This is a genomic window from Paraburkholderia caffeinilytica (assembly GCF_046030355.1).
Taxonomy (GTDB): Bacteria; Pseudomonadota; Gammaproteobacteria; order Burkholderiales; family Burkholderiaceae; genus Paraburkholderia; species Paraburkholderia caffeinilytica_B.
Window position 1 is genome coordinate 58,572 of sequence record NZ_JAQQCQ010000036.1, and the last position, 16,600, is coordinate 75,171.

The window sequence follows — 16,600 nt, forward strand, 5'->3', positions numbered from 1 at the left end:
TTAGTTTCCGCGCATTCTTTTATCACCCCTCGTACGGAGGGGGGCAGCGAGGGCCCGAGACGCATGGCTTCGATTAGGTGAGAACTTGACAACGCCTTTCATCAAACACGTGGCTGCCACGCGTTTCGCCCCACCGCGCATCGGTGCCAGGCATGTCCCTCGCACTGATCTTCTCGCGCAGTTGCATCAGATGCAGCACGCCACGCTCGCCCTCGTCACGGGCAGCGCCGGCTACGGCAAGACCACCCTACTCGCCCAGTGGCGCCAGACGTGCGTCAAGGGCGGCGCGGATGTCGCATGGCTCACACTCACTGCCGACGAGAAGGGTTACGCCGACTTCTGCTCTGCCCTGGTTGCCGCAATACAGCGCATCGGTCTGTGCACGGAAGCCGACTTCCGCATCGACGATGCGAGTCCTGGCGCCATGGACGCGGCCATCGCCGCGCTCGTCGAAAGCACGCTCGACTGGCCGAAAGAGCTGTACGTCTTCGTCGACGATTACCACTACGTGGAGGCGCCGCTCGCGCACCGCTTCATGCAGAAGCTGCTCGAACATGCGCCGGGCAACCTGCATTTCGTGATCGCCTCGCGCGTCGCGCCGCCCTTGAGCCTGAGCCGGCTGCGCATGATGAACCAGATCGTCGAGCTCGACAGCGCGGAGCTGCCGTTCAACCTGGCCGAAACGCGCGCGTTCATCGACGAGAATCTTGGCGCCGGCAAGCTCGACGCCGATGCGCCAGGCCTGATCCACGAGCTGACCCGGGGCTGGCCTTCGTGCATCCAGCTCATTGTCATCATGCTGAAAAACCGGCCGGACACGCTCGCGACGCTGAGAGATCTGGTCTGGCGTTCGAGCGACCTGCAAACCTGGCTTAGCGAAGAGGTCATGGCCGACCTGCCCACGCACCTTGCGTCCTTCGCCGAGGTGCTGTCGATCTTCCGCCGCTTCAACGCGCCGCTCGCGCGCGCCGTCACCGGCGACGCGCAGGCGGCCGATCTTCTCAAGCGAATGGAGGACGAGAACCTGCTGGTGAGCCGCGTCGATTCGGACGACCGCCTCGCGTGGTATCGCTTTCATCCACTGTTCGGCGAGTATCTCGCCACCCGGCTCGCGGCAAGGGACGACGCGACGGTCAAGGCGCTGCAACTGCGCGCCAGCCATTGGTTCGCTGATCACGGCTACCTCGCCGAAGCGGTCCGGCACGCAAGCATCGCCGGCGACGTGGAATTCGCGGCGACGGTCATCGAACGCGCCGAGCCTGCAACGTGGAGCCTCGAATATCTGAGCCCGATGCTGCATCTGCTCGAACAGCTGCCCGAGGCGACGCTGTTCCGGCATCAGCGTCTGCTCTTCATTGCCTGCCTCACGATTGCGCTAACCACACGCCCCGACAAGGCGAGCGCATGGCTGCCGCATCTGCAGTCGAGTGCGCTCTCCGACGACCCCGAACTGGCAAACTGCGTGCCGATGATCCACGCGGCCATCGCATTTCAGCACGACGATACGCAGCGCATGATCGAACTGCTGGAGCCGTTACGCGACGCCGTCATCCAGAACCGCTTCCTGCGTTATTTCCTCGTTGCCGAACTGTGCGTCGCTTATGCGGGCGCCGGGCGCTACGCGGAGGTGACGCGCCAGCTCGACCGGCGCCCGATCCCGCCCGCCGACCGCGACAACGAGATGGCGCTCGTGGCCGAAGCGGCGCGCGTCGCCGCCATCCTGCACGAGGGCGGCGTGCGCGAGGCCGAGCGCCTCGGCACGCCGTTGCTCGCGCACTCGGTCAAGGCCGTGGGCCGTCACTCGATCAGCGCGAACATCTGCGCGAGCGTGCTGGTGGACGCCTACTACGAACTCGACCGCATCGACGACGCCCGCGAAACCATTGCGAACCGCCGAGGCCTGCTGCAATCGTCGGGGCCGGACCTGACCATCCGCGCATCGCTGTGCCGCGCGCGGCTCGACTGCCTCCAGGTGAGTGCCGACGTCGCGCTCGCATTCCTTGAACAACAAACTGCGCATCTGCGCGATCATCAGCACCCGCGCGCCGTCGCATACATGCTGGCCGAGCAGATCAGGATCCTCCTGCAGAAGGTCCGCCATGCGCGCGCCGCCCAGCTCGACATCCTTCTCGACGAACTGGCTCAGGCCCATCGGGAAGACAGCGGTATTCGCGGCGAAGTCGCGACCATCGCGGCGTTGGCGCATGCTCGCGTGCTGCGCACGGAGCAGCCGGAGGCCGCACTGGCAGCGCTACGCGATGCACACGCGCGTGCCACAGCATTGGGGCGAGGCCGGATAGCCGCGCTGGCGGATTTTCTCCTCGCGGCCACGCTCGCTGATCTCGACCGCATTGAGGACGCGCAGGCTTCGTTCAGGCACGCCATCGAAGCGGGCGCGCAGTTCGGCCTCGTACGCACCTTCATCGACGAAGGTGCGGTTGCCGCGACGCTGCTCAATCGGGCGGTACAGGAGGCATGGATCGATGGCCCTGCGAGAGACTATGCCATCGGCCTGCTCGAGCGATTTCCCGGCGAGTTGAATGCGCTCGGGCAGGCAGGTGTCTCGCAGCCCGCAAACGGCCGCAAGGGGGACTCGGCGCTCACCCCACGCGAGCTGGAAATTCTCGCGCTGGTCGCGCAGGCCATGTCGAACAAACGCATCGCGCTCGCGCTGAACATCACGCTCGAAACAGTGAAGTGGAACCTGCGCAACGTCTTCTCGAAGCTCGGCGTATCGAGCCGCTACGACGCCATGCTGTGGGCCCGCAAGAACGGGCTGATCGAATAGACGAGCGCGGACGCGGACGCGCAGCATGGCGAACGAACGCGAGCATCGCGCCCCGCCCGTCCGCCACGGGCACTTCAATGCACGGACAGAAGCGGTATCAAGGAAAGAGACGCATGATCGATTCGGCGATGCAGGCCGGCTTGCCCGCGCCCTCGCATTCGACGGTCATCTCAAACTTGACCTGGGCGCCGCCGTTATCGAGCGCGTCGAAGGCGGCGAGCCGGAACTGTGCTCGAACGCGGCGGCCCACCGGAACAGGGGCGATGAAGCGCACCTTGTCGAGGCCGTAGTTCAGGCCGCTGCGCACGTCGTTGATCTTGAACGCCGTGGCGAAGAACGCGGGCAACAGGCTGAGCGTCAGGAAGCCATGCGCGATCGTGCCGCCGAACGGACCTTCCTTCGCGCGTTCCACATCGACGTGAATCCACTGATGGTCGCCGGTGGCGTCCGCGAACTGGTTGACGCGGGCCTGGTCGACCAGCAGCCAGTCGCTCGTGCCGATCTGTTCACCGACCAGCGGCTCGAGATTGGCGATCGTGTCGAACTCTCTCATTGCGGTGTGTCTCCCTGATTCAGTGTCCGCCGCACATAGTCGGCGCAACGGGTGTCGTGACGGTCGCTGCCGCCGAGCAAGGCGTCCGCGACAATCGCACGTTTGAAGTAGTGGCCAATCTGATATTCCTCGGTCATGCCGATGCCGCCGTGCAGCTGGATCGCTTGCCCGCAGACGAACTTCGCCGCACGGCCGATCAGTGACTTCGCTTGCGAGACGACATAGTCGCGCCGTCCGGCTTCGTCGTTCATGATCGACGCGAGCAGTGCATACAACATCGAACGCGCGATTTCCAGTTCCGCCGCCATGTCCGCGAGACGGTGCTGCAATACCTGGAAGCTGCCGATCGGCACGCCGAACTGCTTGCGCATCTTCAGGTAGTCCGCCGTGATCTCGATGGCGCGCTCCATGCCGCCGACCAGTTCCGCGCACAGCGTGGCCGTGCCGTGCCCAAGCACCTGCTGCAACGCGGGTAGTCCCTGTCCCGGCTCGCCGAGCACGGCTTGCGCAGGCAGCGTCACGCCCTCCAGCGTCAGCTCGGCCGCCCAGCTCCCGTCGTGCAGCGGCAGCACCGTGCGCGTCAGACCCGGCGTGCCGGCGTCGACGAGAAAGAGCGTCACGCCGCCATCCGGCGTCACGGCCGACACGACGAACGCATCGGCAGCGGCGCCGCCTGCCACGAGCGTCTTGCGGCCACTGAGCCGGTAGTTGTCGCCCACGTGTTCCGCGCGCATCTGCAAACTCTCGGGCAGACCGCGCGAGTGCGCCTCGCCGTAGGCCAAGGCGATGCGCCGTGTGCCATCCGCGAGTGTGGGCAGAAGTCGTTCGCACTGCTCGGGCGTGCCGGCTGCCGCGATCGCCTGCGCACCGAGCACGGCGCAGCCCATATACGGTTCGGTCACGAGACCGCGCCCGAATGCCTGCGCGATCAGCACCGTGTCAATCACCGTGCCGCCGAGGCCGCCATATGCTTCGGGCAGCGCCGCAGCGAGCCAGCCGTTCTCCGCGAACGTATTCCAGTGTGCCGTGTTATGCGTCGAGCCCGACACGAGCAACGCGCGACGCGCCTCGAAGCCGTAATCCCGCTCGACGAAACGCCGCACGCTGTCCTGCAGCATCTGCTGCTCTGAGTTGAGGTTGAAGTTCATGATCGGTTCGGCGACTCAGAGTTGAAACAGCATCTTTGCGATGATGCCGCGCTGCACTTCGCTCGTGCCACCATAAATGGTCGAGGCACGACGGAAGAACATTTCCGTGGCAACGCCGCGTCCCACTTCCTCGCGAGGCAAACCGCCTTCGCGTGTGGGAGCGTGAGGCTCGGGATAGGCCACCGCGCCATAGTCGCCGAGCGCTTCCACCATGCACTCGGTGAGTGTCTGCTGCAATTCGGTGCCGCGGACCTTGAGAATCGATCCCATGGCGTGCGCGGCGGAGCTGTGATCCTGCTCCAACGCCGCCACACGCTTGACCATCATCGCCATGGCGTCGATCTCGGCCTCCAGACGTGCGAGCCTCAGCATGAAGCCGCGCTCCTCGACGAGCAGCGCGCCGTCCACCTGCTCGCTCAACGCAATCTGCTTGAGTCTCGCCAGACACCTGCGCAGGAACGGCAGATCAGCGGCACCGGCATGTTCGTTGTTGAGCAGGAACTTGGTGATCTTCCAGCCATCGCCCTCCCCGCCGATCCGATTGCTCACCGGTACGCGGACGTTGTCGAAGAACGTCTCGTTGAGGTGATGGCAGTCGTCGATGCTACGGATCGGCCGCACCGCGATGCCCGGCGTCTTCATGTCCACCAGCAGGAAGGTGATGCCCGCCTGCTTCTTCGCCTCGGTGTCCGTGCGAACGAGCAGGAAGATCCAGTCGGCTTCATGCGCATAGCTCGTCCAGATCTTCTGGCCGTTCACGACGTAGTGGTCGCCGTCCAGCTCGGCGCGCATGCGCAACGAGGCGAGATCAGAACCGGAGCCGGGCTCCGAGAAACCCTGGCACCACAGCCGCTCGCCATTCAGAATGCGTGGGATGTGCTCGGCCTTTTGCTCAGGCGTGCCGAATGCATTGAGCACCGGCGCCAGCAGCTTTTGCCCGAGAAAATCCTGCGTCGGCGTGCCCGCCGCCACGCATTCCTCATCGAAGGCGAGCCGCTGCAGCACCGTCCAGCCGGTTCCGCCATGCTCCTTCGCCCAGTACGGCGCGCCCCAACCCCGCTCGTTGAGGATACGCTGCCAACGCACGAGATCCTCGCGCGCCGAGCGCACGCTGCCCACGGGATTGCCGGGCAGATCGGCGGGGAAGCACTCGCGCAGGAACGCGCGCACTTCCTCGCGAAATGCGTCCAGCCCCGGATCAGGTTGGAAATCCATCGACCCTCCGCCTCAGATGCGGTACATCGTCACGACGCACGCACCGCCGAGGCCCACGTTGTGCTGCAACGCCACGCGCGCGCCTTCCACCTGGCGCTTGTCCGCATTGCCGCGCAGTTGCTGGACCAGCTCCGTGCATTGCGCCAGACCCGTCGCGCCAATCGGATGGCCCTTCGAAAGCAAACCGCCCGACGGGTTGACGACGTAGCGGCCGCCGTAGGTATTGTTGCCGTCGTCGATGAACTTCGCCGCCTCACCTTCCGGGCACAAACCGAGCGCCTCGTACATGATCAGTTCGTTGTGCGCGAAGCAGTCGTGCAGTTCGACCACGTCCACGTCCTCCACACCTACGCCCGCCTGCTCGTACACCTTGTCCGCCGCTTCCTTCGCCAGACCGTAGCCGGCGGTGTAGCGCAGATCGTCGCCCTCGAGCGCGATGGGGCGGTCGGTTGTCAGCGCCTGCGCGGCGATCCACACGCGCGAGTCCAGTCCATGCTTCCTCGCGTAGTCTTCGCTGCACAGCACGGCGGCGGCCGCGCCGCAGGTGGGCGGGCAAGCCATCAGGCGCGTCATCACGCCAGGCCACATCACCTTGTCGGCCAGCACTTCTTCAGGACTCACGACCTGGCGAAACACGGCAAGCGGGTTGTTCGCTGCATGACGGCTCGCCTTCGCGCGGACCTTTGCGAACGACTCGATCGTCGTGCCGAAGCGCTTCATGTGCTCGAGGCCCGCGCCGCCGAAAATGCGCAGCGCCGGCGCCACTTCGGGCGGCACGCCAAGGCGGTCGCATTGCGCAAAAAACAGGTCGAGCGGCAGCGGACGGTCGGTGAAGTAGCTGCCGAGCGCACCCGCGTTCATCTGCTCGAAACCGACTACCAGCGCGACGTCGAGCGCACCTGTCTCGATTGCCTGACGCGCGAGGTAAAGAGCGGTCGAGCCCGTCGAGCAGTTGTTGTTGACGTTGATGATCGGCAGACCCGTCATGCCGACGTGATACAGCGCGCGCTGGCCCGCCGTGGAGTCGCCATAGACGAAGCCCGCATAGGCCTGCTGGATCGCCTGATACTCGACGCCTGCGTCCGCGAGCGCGAGACGCGCCGCTTGTGCGCCCATCAGATCGTAGGTCTCGCTGGCCCCCGGCTTGGTGAACGGGACCATACCCACGCCGGCCACCACTACTTTGCGCGTCATACTTGCTCCTTTTTCCGTTGTCTACGCCGTCATGGCGAACTGATTACGCTTCATGATATGGGCCGCCTAGTGGCACCCGCCCCCTCCTTTTTTGGGGGTCCGCACGCGGCCGGCAACGCCTCATTTCAGCCGTTTAGCGAGCCCGGCTCGCCCCCTGGCGACGACGGCTCCACGGCAATACAAGGGACTACTGCGGGGACTACTGCGAGGACTACTGCGGGGATTACCACGGGAACTACTGCGGCACCAGCAGCGCGTGAATCATCCTCGCGATCAGGACGGCGGTGTCGGGCTCGCCGAGATAAGCGGGCCGCACGAGCAACATGGCACGCGCCAGCGTGATCAGCGTTTGCACGACGAGGAACTGGACGTGCTCGACGTCGTCCACGCGAATCACATCGGCAAAGCGCGCGAACAGCACCGGAACGATGCTCGCCTGCGCCATTTCCGTGGGCTTCACGAAGTCGAGGCGAACCATTTCGTCATAACGGGTCATGCGCTGGCAGACACCGGGGTCCAGCTCGATACGCTCCGCGTAGATGCCAAGCCCTGCCCTGACAATGAGCAGGATGCCGTCTAGCAGGGTGGCCTGCGCGGCCAACGCCTCGATCCGCGCGCGCAGCGTCTCGTAGACGTCGGCGCGAAACGCGTCGAAGATCGCCGCGACCAGCGCGTCCATCGTCGGGTAGTACTCGTAGATCGAACTGGACGCCACGCCCGATACATCCGCGAGGTGCAGGACGGTCAGCGCCTCGCGCCCTTCTTCATCGAGTATCTGCCGCGCCGCCTGCATCAGCGCGTCGATGAGCGCGACCGAACGGGCCTGGCGCGGCGACTTGCGCGGCGCCGGCGGTATTTCCAGCTCGATGAGGAAGTCGGTCGGGTCGTTCTGGTCCAACGCGCCATGCGCGCCCCACAGCCTTTGCACGGGCGGCGCCGAGGTCGGCGATCTGCGTGTGTCCATATCCGTTCTCCCTCGCCCCAAGGCACGGCGACATGCTTTCAGGGGACGTATGAGTCGATGATCGTTGGGTCGTCGGCACGAAGACCCCAGTTCAATCTAACCGGCGTTGCCGCGCGCGTCCCCCCTCTTCCGGATAGCAGCCCACGAACGGCGGGCCTGCGCGGCCGTTGACGAACAAACGCAAACTGCACCGGCAAAGGCCACGCAAATTGAACAATTTTCCATTTGTTTTCAGTGCGTTACAGCAGCCCCGGGGGAGCGCGAATCCGGAGCGGACGCCAGGTTTGGCAGACCTATACTGGCCTCGTTCGATCGACAGCACGCTCTCTAACAGGACACATCAACTTCATGAACAAGCCCATTGCACCGATGATCATTCGCGGCGAGATCATCACGGACAACCTGATCGAAGTCGGCGGCCGAGGCGGCGATCTCGTCTTTCTCACGCCCGACGCCCATCGCTATCTCGATGTGCTGCCGCTCGGCAACCCCGCGAAACTGGCCGATCTTTACGAGTTGTCTTTCGACGACATCCTCGAGTTCGCCGTCGAGCTCGGCGCGCGCCTCGATCTCGCGACCAACGCGCATGTGCAACAGGCCTGCGAACTCTCGTACCTGACCGCGCCCACCACGCCCAGTCTCGTCAAGTCGAGCTATCTCGGCTTGCGCACCATGCTCACGCGCGAGGCCATCGTCGAGGCGGTGGACAGCACGGTCGGCATCAAGTATCTCGAGGGATGGGTCAAGCAGCGCCTGATCGACGGCACCGAGCTTGAAATCCGCTGCTTCGGCTCACGCGCGCTGCACATCGTCGCCGGCAACTCGCCGGCGGTTTCGCTGCTGACCATCCTGCGCAACATGGTGCTGCGCAGCGACGCGATCATCAAGGCGCCGTCGAACGACCCCTTTACGGCGCTCGCCATCGCACGCACGATGGTCGACATGGCGTCGGACCACCCGCTCACGCGGCACCTGAGCGTCGCCTACTGGAAGGGCGGCGACGAAGCCTTCGAAGAGCGCCTGTATCAGCCGCACAACCTCGAAAAGATCGTCGCTTGGGGCGGCTTTGCTTCGATGAAGCACGTGAGCCGCTATATCCAACCCGGTCTCGAACTGATCTCGCTCGATCCCAAACGCAGCGCGAGCATCATCGGCGCGGACACCTTCGCGAGCGAAACGGGCGTGAGCGAGGCCGCCACGCGTCTTGCAAGCGACATCGGCGCGCTCAACCAGAAGGGCTGCGTGAATGCACGGGTCGTCTACGTGCAGTGCGGCACCGACGCAGCAGGACTGAAAAAACTCGACGGCTTCGGACGCGCGGTCTACGAAGCACTGCAAAACCTCCCCAACAGCCTCAGCACGCCGGCGAAGCGTTATGACCCGGGACTGAAGGCACACGTCGACGCGCTGCGCCTGGACGACGAGTGGTACCACGTGATCGGCGGTAAGGACGGCGAAGGCGCGGTCATCGTGTCGCAGATCCCCGAGCCCGTGCCGTTCTCGACGCTGCTCGACGACCGCACCGTCAGTCTGGTCCCGGTCGATTCGCTCGACGAGGTGATGGACGCCGTCGACGCCTACACGCAGACCGTCGGCATCTACCCTGAAGCGCTCAAGGACACGCTCAAGAACCGGCTGCCGCTGCACGGCGCGCAGCGCATCGTCTCGCTCGGCTATGCGGTAGCGATGAAATGGGCCGCGCCGCAGGATGCCATCGAGCCGCTGCGCCGCATGGGCAAGTGGATCTCCAATCAGATCAACACGCCGGAAGTGACACCTGGACCGTGGCAACGGCCACCGATCGCCTGATCTCTTTTCCCGACTCTCACGAGAACACGACATGACAACCTGTTTCGGCTATGGCGCCCACGAGGCATACGGCGCGCTGGCCCCCATACATTTCGAGCGGCGCGCCCTGCGCGCCGACGACGTGGCGATCGACATCGCCTTTTGCGGTGTCTGCCACTCGGACGCCCACCAGATCAACAACGACTGGAGCAACACCGTCTACCCCTGCGTCCCCGGCCACGAAATCGTCGGCCGCGTGACGGCGATCGGCCCGGAGGTTACGCGCTTCAAGGTCGGCGACCGCGTTGCAGTGGGCTGCCTCGTCGACAGTTGCCTGCAATGCAGCCCTTGCGCGGACGGCGCAGAGCAACTGTGCGCGCAAGGACCGACGGCGACCTACAACGGCCGCGATCGCCAGACAGGCGAACTCACGCTCGGCGGCTACGCGGATCACATTGTCGTGCGCGAACACTTCGTGCTGCGCGTGCCGGATACGCTCGATCCCCTGCTCGCCGCCCCGCTGCTGTGCGCGGGGATCACCGTCTGGAGCCCTCTGCGCAAGTACGGCGTGGGCGCGGGTACGAAGATGGCCGTGGTGGGACTCGGCGGACTGGGCCACCTTGCCGTGAAGCTAGGTGTCGCGCTCGGCGCGGAAATAACCGTCATCACGAGTTCGCCGGGCAAGGTCGACGATGCGATCAAGCTCGGCGCGCACCGCGTGTTGCTGTCGAGCGGGGCGCAGGCCATGCAGGCCGCCGCCAACAGCTTCGACTTCATCCTCGACACGATTCCACAGCGTCACAACACGAATCCGTATCTGATGCTGCTCGGGCGCGACGGCAAGCTCGTCGTGGTCGGTGCGATCGACCTGCTGGAGCCGGTCCACGGCGGCCTTCTGATCCGCAACAACCGCACCCTGGCCGGCTCGCTGATCGGCGGCATTCGCGCCACGCAGGAACTGCTCGACTTCTGCGCTGAACATCAGGTGCTGCCCGAATGCGAGCGAATCGAGGCGGGCGAGATCAACGAGGCCTTCAGCCGGATGCTGAAGAACGACGTGAAGTATCGCTTCGTCATCGACATGGCGACGCTGCACGAGCGGCCGCACCGCCCATCCCCCTCCAAATGAGGGGAGATTCAGGCAGCCGGTTCGCCCTATAGTCGCCGCAGGCCGGATAAGCGCGCGCCAACGCGCCGATCCACGCCCTTGCCTGGTGCCATCTATTGGGGGCGATGCTGCAAACGATGCAATTCACGAGACTGCTGATCGAGACCCGGTTCGCGCCGCCGCGCATTGGCGCGCAGCACGTCGCGCGCACTGAACTGCTCAACGCGCTTGCGCAGGTGCGCCAGCGTGCGCTCGCGCTCATCACCGGAAGCGCCGGCTACGGCAAGACGACATTGCTCGCCCAGTGGCGTCAGCGCTGCCTTCAGGATCACGCCAAAGTGGCGTGGCTTTCGCTCACGAGCGACGACAAGGGCTTCGCGGACTTCTGCCTCGTCTTCTTTGCGGCGCTCCAGAAACTCGGCATTGCTGTCAATCTGGATCTGCCGGGCGACCGCGCGAACACCGCCTCGGTCGACGAAGCGGTCTCGGCCCTCCTCGACGCGTTCGCGCAGCAAACCGACGAGCTGTATCTGATTCTCGACGACTATCACCACGTCGAGGACCCCGGTGCGCACCGTCTCGTTCAGCGCCTGCTGGAACGCTGCCCTTCGAACCTGCATCTGCTGATCGCCTCGCGCGTCACGCCGCCGCTCAGTCTCGGCCGCCTGCGCGTGATGGACCAGGTCGTGGAAGTCGGGGGCGCACGGTTGCCGTTCAGCTCCGCCGAAACGCGCAGCTTCCTCGAAGGCAATCTCGGCGCCGGCAAGGCGAGCGCCGACGACACGAGCTTCGTCCACGAACTGACCGGCGGCTGGCCGTCCTGCCTGCAGCTCATCGCCATCATGTTGCGCAACCGGCCCGGCGCGCGCACACGGCTGCGCGACCTCGTGTGGCGCTCGAACGATCTGCAGACCTGGTTGAGCGAGGAAGTGATCGCGGCGTTGCCGCCGGATCTCGTCGCGCTGGCCGAGACCGTGTCGATCTTCCGGCGTTTCAACGCACCGCTCGCGGCATTCGTCAGCGGCAACCCGGCCGCGCCGGAACTGCTCGCACGCATGGAGCAGGAGAATCTCCCGCTTCAGCACGTCGAGCTCGACGAGCACGTCTCATGGTTCCGCTTTCATCGCCTCTTTGCGGAGTTCCTTATCACGCGGGTCGAGCGGCGCGGCGCTGCCGCACTGGCCGAGCTGCACCGGCGCGCGAGCCATTGGTTCGCCGACAACGATCTGCTGGCCGAGGCCGTGCGCCACGCGAATCTCGCGGGCGACGTGGCGCTGGCGGCCCGGTTCATCGAACGCGCGGCGCCGGCCACGTGGACACTCGCCTATCTCGCGCCCGCGCTCACCCTGCTCGAACGGCTGCCGCGCGAGACGCTGTTCGAGCACCCGCGCCTCGCGCAACTGGCCTGCCTCGCGATCGCCCTCACGCTGCATCCGGCACGCGCCGAGGCACGGCTCGCCCAGTTAGGGGTCGATGAAACAAAGGCCGGCACGTCGCTTATGCGCAGTCTGCCGCTCGTTCGCGCGGTCATCGCATTGCAGCGCGACGATACCCAGCGGACGATCGATCTGCTCGAATCGCATGATGCGGACACCGTCAGCAACCCGTTCCTGCGCTATCTGAAGCTCTCCGCGCTCACGATGGCGTACGCGGGAGCCGGGCGCCATGCCGATGCGCGCAAGCTGCTGGAAAGCGAGCCCATTCCGGAAACGGACCGCAACAACGACATGATGCTCGTCGCGCAGAGCACGCTCGCGCTCTCAATGCTGCTCGAAGGCGACGCGCGTGAAGCAGCGCTGCTCGCGTCGAGCCTGCATGCGCGCGTGCTCCACACGTTCGGCGAGCGCTCGGTGTGCGCCAATGTCTGCTCGGCCTTTCTCGCGGACGCGCAGTACGAACTGAACCAGATCGACGACGCACGCGAAATGCTGGCAAACCGTCATGGTCTGCTGGAATCGTCGGGGATCGAGGTCAGCGTGCTCGCGTCGCTGTGCCGCGCGCGGCTCGATGCGTTGCAGGAAGGCGCGGAAACCGCGCTCGCGTTCCTGCGTCAGCAGGCGGCGCGTTTTCGCAGTCTCGGTTACGAACGGCCCCTCGCGCTCATGCTCGCGGAGCAAGTACGCATCCACGTGCGCCACGGCAATAGCGCGGCGGCCGAAGCCCTGCTGCAATCGCTCGACGCGTTGGCGAAACCTCATGCCGACAGCCGCGGCTTCCTGGCCGAGATCCCGATCGCGGCCGCACTTGCCCATGCCCGCGTGAATCTGGGCAACGATCCCGCCCGCGCGCTTCTGGCGCTGGAAGAGGCACGCCGGCGCGCGCTCTCGATCGGCCGTGGCCGGCTGCTGACGCTCATCGATCTGCTCGCCGCGCGCGCGCTCGCAAGCCTCGGACGCGCCGACGACGCGATGGCATCGCGCAGCCGCGCGGTCCAGTATGGGTGCCGCTACGGGCTCGTGCGGACGTTCCTCGACGAAGGCACGCTGGCACGCGACGAACTCGCCCGGCTGGTGCAGGCGCAGCCGCTGCAAGGCCCCGCGCTCGCGTTCGCCCAGGACCTGCTCTCGACCTGGCCGCCCGTGGCTCCCGTCAGCAGCGCGGCGGTCCCACGCCAGAGCGCCGGCCCGCGCAGTGGACAAACGGCGGCGCTCACGCAACGCGAGATCGACATCCTGAGCCTCGTCGCCCAGGCGATGTCGAACAAACGCATCGCGCTTGCCCTCAGCATCACCGTCGAAACGGTGAAGTGGAACCTGCGCAATATTTTCGCCAAGCTCGGCGTTTCGCGCCGCTACGACGCGATGGTCTGGGCGCGCACCCAAAAGCTGATCGACTGATTCAACGCAGCTCGCCATCCTGTGCCGCGCCGGTCAGAAGCGCGCACAGCATCCGCGCGACCCTGTAGGGCGTCTGCGGATCGGCCAGACTGGCCGGCCTTTCGAGGACCATCGCCCGCGGCAACGCCATCAGCGTCTGAAAAACGAGAAACTGCGCCTTTTTCGGGTCCTGCACGCAAATTTCGTGTGCGAAACGCGCGAGCAGCGCAGGCGTGATTTCGAGCGTCCAGAACGCGTCGGGCTTGATGAGGTTGAGGCGCACCAGTTCGTCGTAGTGCGCGGCCTTCACATTGAAGACGGGGTCGATGCAGGACCATTTCCGCAAGAGCTCGATGCCGGTTTCCAGCACGAGCACGAGCCCGTCATGAAGCGTGCTTTCAGGCGGCAATGCGGCGATGCTGTCCAGCAGGCGTTGCCGGTACTCCGCGCGATGGTCGTCGAAGATCGCGGCGATCAGGTCGTCCATGGTCGGGAAGTATTTGTAGATCGAACTCGGCGCGATGCCTGCGCGTTGCGCGAGCGCGGTTACGGAGAGCGCCGCGCGGCCGTCCTGCTCCAGTATTTCGCGGGCCGCGCGCTTGAGCGTTCCCACCAGTTTGAGCGAGCGCGCCTGTCGCGGAAGCTTGCGCAGTCCTGACGGTATCGCCAGCCGGATCACCCGCGGGTCTGCCGCGCCGACGTCGTCCTGTTTGCTCATATCGTTGCACTCCTGCCAAACGTCGGGCCGCAATGCGCCCTGTCCTTGTCCGCCGCGCCGCTTCAACGGGCATGCAGGTATGGAGAATCTGCGCGCAGCACGGTTGCTCCACCGGCGGATTTCCTCTTCCAATCAATGGGTTGCGCTTAGCTACGACCAGACGAAACGCGGAGCGCAAAGCCCAGGCCCCGTTCCTATACTGAGTCTTCCGTCCACTACGCATTCGCGGGAGACGGGAAACCGCTCATTGAACGGTGAAAGCTGCCCGCGCGTCCCCATTCAGTCAGGATACCTTATGTCAACGACAACACCGCTGTCCATGGACGAACAGACCCGTCTTCTGCTCGGCGATCCCACCGCGCTTGCGAACCACTCGTGGCGCCGCTGGCAACATCTGCCGCGAACCGACGTCGATGCGATGCAACTGGCCGGTCTGAAAGCGCGCTTCGCCGCGTTGCGCGATCGCATCCCCTTGCTCAAGAAGCTCGCGGACGCAGAAGGCATCGAACACATCGACGAACTGGACGACGTCGTGCCACTCCTGTTCGAACACACGGTCTACAAGTCGTATCCGCCCTCGCTGCTCGACAAATGCAACTTCACGCAGATCAACCGATGGGTCGCGAGGCTCGTCACGCCCGAGATCGCGGAAGCCGTTCTCGCCGCCGACGTCAGTCGTTGCCGGGGCCTCGACGACTGGTTCGCCACGATGGACGAAATCGTGCCGCAACTGTGCATCAGCCACACCTCGGGGACGTCCGGCACATTTTCGTTTCTGCCGCAAGGCACGCGCGAATGGGAGAAGCTACTGCAAATCCGCCGCATGGCCGTCTGGAACATGGACGGCCCCGACACGCCCCAGCCCGAGTTGCACGCGGTGTACCCGTATTTCCGCGCCGGCTTTTACAGCTACCTGCGATCCAACCGCCACCTCATCAACACGCTGCTGCCGGACGAAAAGCATTTTCATGCGGCCTACCCGGAGACGCTCAGCTCCGACGTGGTGCACCTCGCCGCCAAGGCGCGCGTCGCGCATGCCAAAGGCACGCTGGACCGCTTCGAAATCCGCCCGGAAATGCTCGCCAGGAAGCAGGCATTCGATCAGTTGCAAGGCGACATGCCGCGCCATCTGGCCGCTTTCTTCGAGCACATGGCAAGCGAACTCAAAGGCAAGCGCGTGTATATGTCCGCAACCTGGAACCTCCTCCACAACATGGCGAAGGCCGGCCTCTCAAAGGGTCTCGAAGGCGTGTTCGATGCGGGCTCGTTCCTGAGCACGTCCGGCGGCGCCAAGGGCATTGTCCAACCCGACGGCTGGCGCGAGGATGTCCTGCGCTTTACCGGAGCGAAGCGTCTGAACGAAACCTATTCGATGTCCGAAGTGGTCGCTTCCCATCCGCGCTGCGAGCACGGCCACTACCACTTCAGCCCCACCGCCATCCCGTTCGTGCTCGATCCGGAAACGAGCCGTCCGCTGCCGCGCACCGGACGCGTCACGGGCCGCGCCGCGTTCTTCGACCTCGGCGCCGATTCGCGCTGGGGCGGCTTCATCACCGGCGACGAGATCACCGTGCAATGGGATGAGCCGTGCCCCTGCGGCCAACCAAGCGCGTATGTCGTGGGCCCGATCCAGCGCTATAGCGAGAAGCATGGCGGCGATGACAAGATCACCTGCGCGGCGTCCGAAAGCTCGCATCGCGAAGCGATGGACTTCCTCAACCAGGTGCAAAGCTGAGGCCATGAGCCCGACAGCGCCGCGTCACAAAGCGGCGCTGTCGGGCGCCGTGTGCGGTGATCTTGTCGAGACGATAGCGTGAACTTACTCGACAAAGTAGCCGGAACTGCCGTTAGTCGGAGTACGAGCAAGGTCGAATGTCGAAGCGACAAAACCACCGGCAATCAAAGGCTCATGCTACATGTTCGGGTAGTTCGGCCCGCCGCCGCCCTCAGGCGTGACCCACACGATGTTCTGCGTCGGATCCTTGATGTCGCAAGTCTTGCAGTGCACGCAGTTCTGCGCGTTGATTTGCAGACGATCCTCGTCCTGTTCGTCCTTCACGAATTCATACACGCCCGCCGGACAAAAGCGTGCTTCGGGTCCTGCGTACGTCTTGAGGTTGATGCCGATCGGCACGCTCGCATCCTTCAACGTTAGATGCGCGGGTTGGTTCTCCTCGTGGTTGGTGTTCGAAATGAATACCGAAGACAACCGGTCGAACGTCAGCTTGCCATCCGGCTTCGGATACACGATCGGCTTGCACTGCGAAGCCGGCTTCAGCATCTCGTGATCCGAATGCTGATGATGCAA

At 65.0% G+C, this 16,600-nt stretch carries 12 protein-coding genes; 5 read left to right on the top strand and 7 right to left on the bottom strand.

Features of this window, described 5'->3' with window-relative positions; translation table 11 throughout:
• Nucleotides 1–85: 85 nt before the first annotated feature.
• Nucleotides 86–2,788 (top strand): winged helix-turn-helix domain-containing protein, encoded by a 2,703-nt coding sequence (locus tag PQQ95_RS34255; RefSeq protein WP_408446194.1) that lies wholly within the window; start codon nt 86–88, stop codon nt 2,786–2,788.
• Between the two features lie 97 nt (nt 2,789–2,885).
• On the opposite strand, the gene PQQ95_RS34260 is transcribed toward PQQ95_RS34255, so the two are convergent.
• The 5 genes from PQQ95_RS34260 to PQQ95_RS34280 form a co-directional block, all read right to left on the bottom strand.
• Nucleotides 2,886–3,341: a MaoC family dehydratase gene (locus PQQ95_RS34260; protein ID WP_408446197.1), complete on the bottom strand. Its 456-nt coding sequence runs from the start codon at nt 3,339–3,341 to the stop codon at nt 2,886–2,888.
• The gene (locus PQQ95_RS34265) at nt 3,338–4,489 is read right to left on the bottom strand and encodes an acyl-CoA dehydrogenase family protein (RefSeq protein WP_408446200.1); all 1,152 of its coding nucleotides are present in this window, start codon (nt 4,487–4,489) and stop codon (nt 3,338–3,340) included. Before PQQ95_RS34265 ends, PQQ95_RS34260 begins: the two co-directional genes overlap by 4 nt.
• A gap of 15 nt (nt 4,490–4,504) precedes the next feature.
• A complete protein-coding gene (locus tag PQQ95_RS34270) occupies nt 4,505–5,704 on the bottom strand; it encodes an acyl-CoA dehydrogenase family protein (protein ID WP_408446203.1) in 1,200 nt (399 codons plus the stop codon).
• Nucleotides 5,705–5,716: 12 nt separating this feature from the next.
• A complete protein-coding gene (locus tag PQQ95_RS34275; RefSeq protein ID WP_408446204.1) occupies nt 5,717–6,898 on the bottom strand; it encodes a lipid-transfer protein in 1,182 nt (393 codons plus the stop codon).
• Between the two features lie 235 nt (nt 6,899–7,133).
• Nucleotides 7,134–7,862 carry a TetR/AcrR family transcriptional regulator gene (locus tag PQQ95_RS34280; RefSeq protein WP_408446206.1) on the bottom strand — a complete coding sequence of 243 codons (729 nt, stop codon included), beginning with the start codon at nt 7,860–7,862 and terminating at the stop codon, nt 7,134–7,136.
• A gap of 348 nt (nt 7,863–8,210) precedes the next feature.
• Here PQQ95_RS34280 and PQQ95_RS34285 point away from each other — a divergent pair, with 348 nt between their 5' ends.
• The 3 genes from PQQ95_RS34285 to PQQ95_RS34295 all read left to right on the top strand — a co-directional run bounded on the left by PQQ95_RS34285 (nt 8,211) and on the right by PQQ95_RS34295 (nt 13,595).
• Nucleotides 8,211–9,671: an acyl-CoA reductase gene (locus PQQ95_RS34285; RefSeq protein ID WP_408446208.1), complete on the top strand. Its 1,461-nt coding sequence runs from the start codon at nt 8,211–8,213 to the stop codon at nt 9,669–9,671.
• Between the two features lie 31 nt (nt 9,672–9,702).
• Nucleotides 9,703–10,779: an NAD(P)-dependent alcohol dehydrogenase gene (locus PQQ95_RS34290; protein WP_408446211.1), complete on the top strand. Its 1,077-nt coding sequence runs from the start codon at nt 9,703–9,705 to the stop codon at nt 10,777–10,779.
• A gap of 116 nt (nt 10,780–10,895) precedes the next feature.
• A complete protein-coding gene (locus PQQ95_RS34295) occupies nt 10,896–13,595 on the top strand; it encodes a winged helix-turn-helix domain-containing protein (RefSeq protein ID WP_408446214.1) in 2,700 nt (899 codons plus the stop codon).
• Nucleotide 13,596: 1 nt separating this feature from the next.
• On the opposite strand, the gene PQQ95_RS34300 is transcribed toward PQQ95_RS34295, so the two are convergent.
• Nucleotides 13,597–14,292 (bottom strand): TetR/AcrR family transcriptional regulator, encoded by a 696-nt coding sequence (locus PQQ95_RS34300; RefSeq protein ID WP_408446217.1) that lies wholly within the window; start codon nt 14,290–14,292, stop codon nt 13,597–13,599.
• Nucleotides 14,293–14,587: 295 nt separating this feature from the next.
• Here PQQ95_RS34300 and PQQ95_RS34305 point away from each other — a divergent pair, with 295 nt between their 5' ends.
• Nucleotides 14,588–16,027, top strand: coding sequence for a hypothetical protein (locus PQQ95_RS34305; protein ID WP_408446220.1), 1,440 nt, complete (start codon nt 14,588–14,590; stop codon nt 16,025–16,027).
• Between the two features lie 177 nt (nt 16,028–16,204).
• Here the strand turns inward: PQQ95_RS34305 and PQQ95_RS34310 are convergent.
• The coding region (locus tag PQQ95_RS34310) for a 4Fe-4S dicluster domain-containing protein (protein WP_408446223.1) at nt 16,205–16,600 on the bottom strand (396 nt) is incomplete at its 5' end.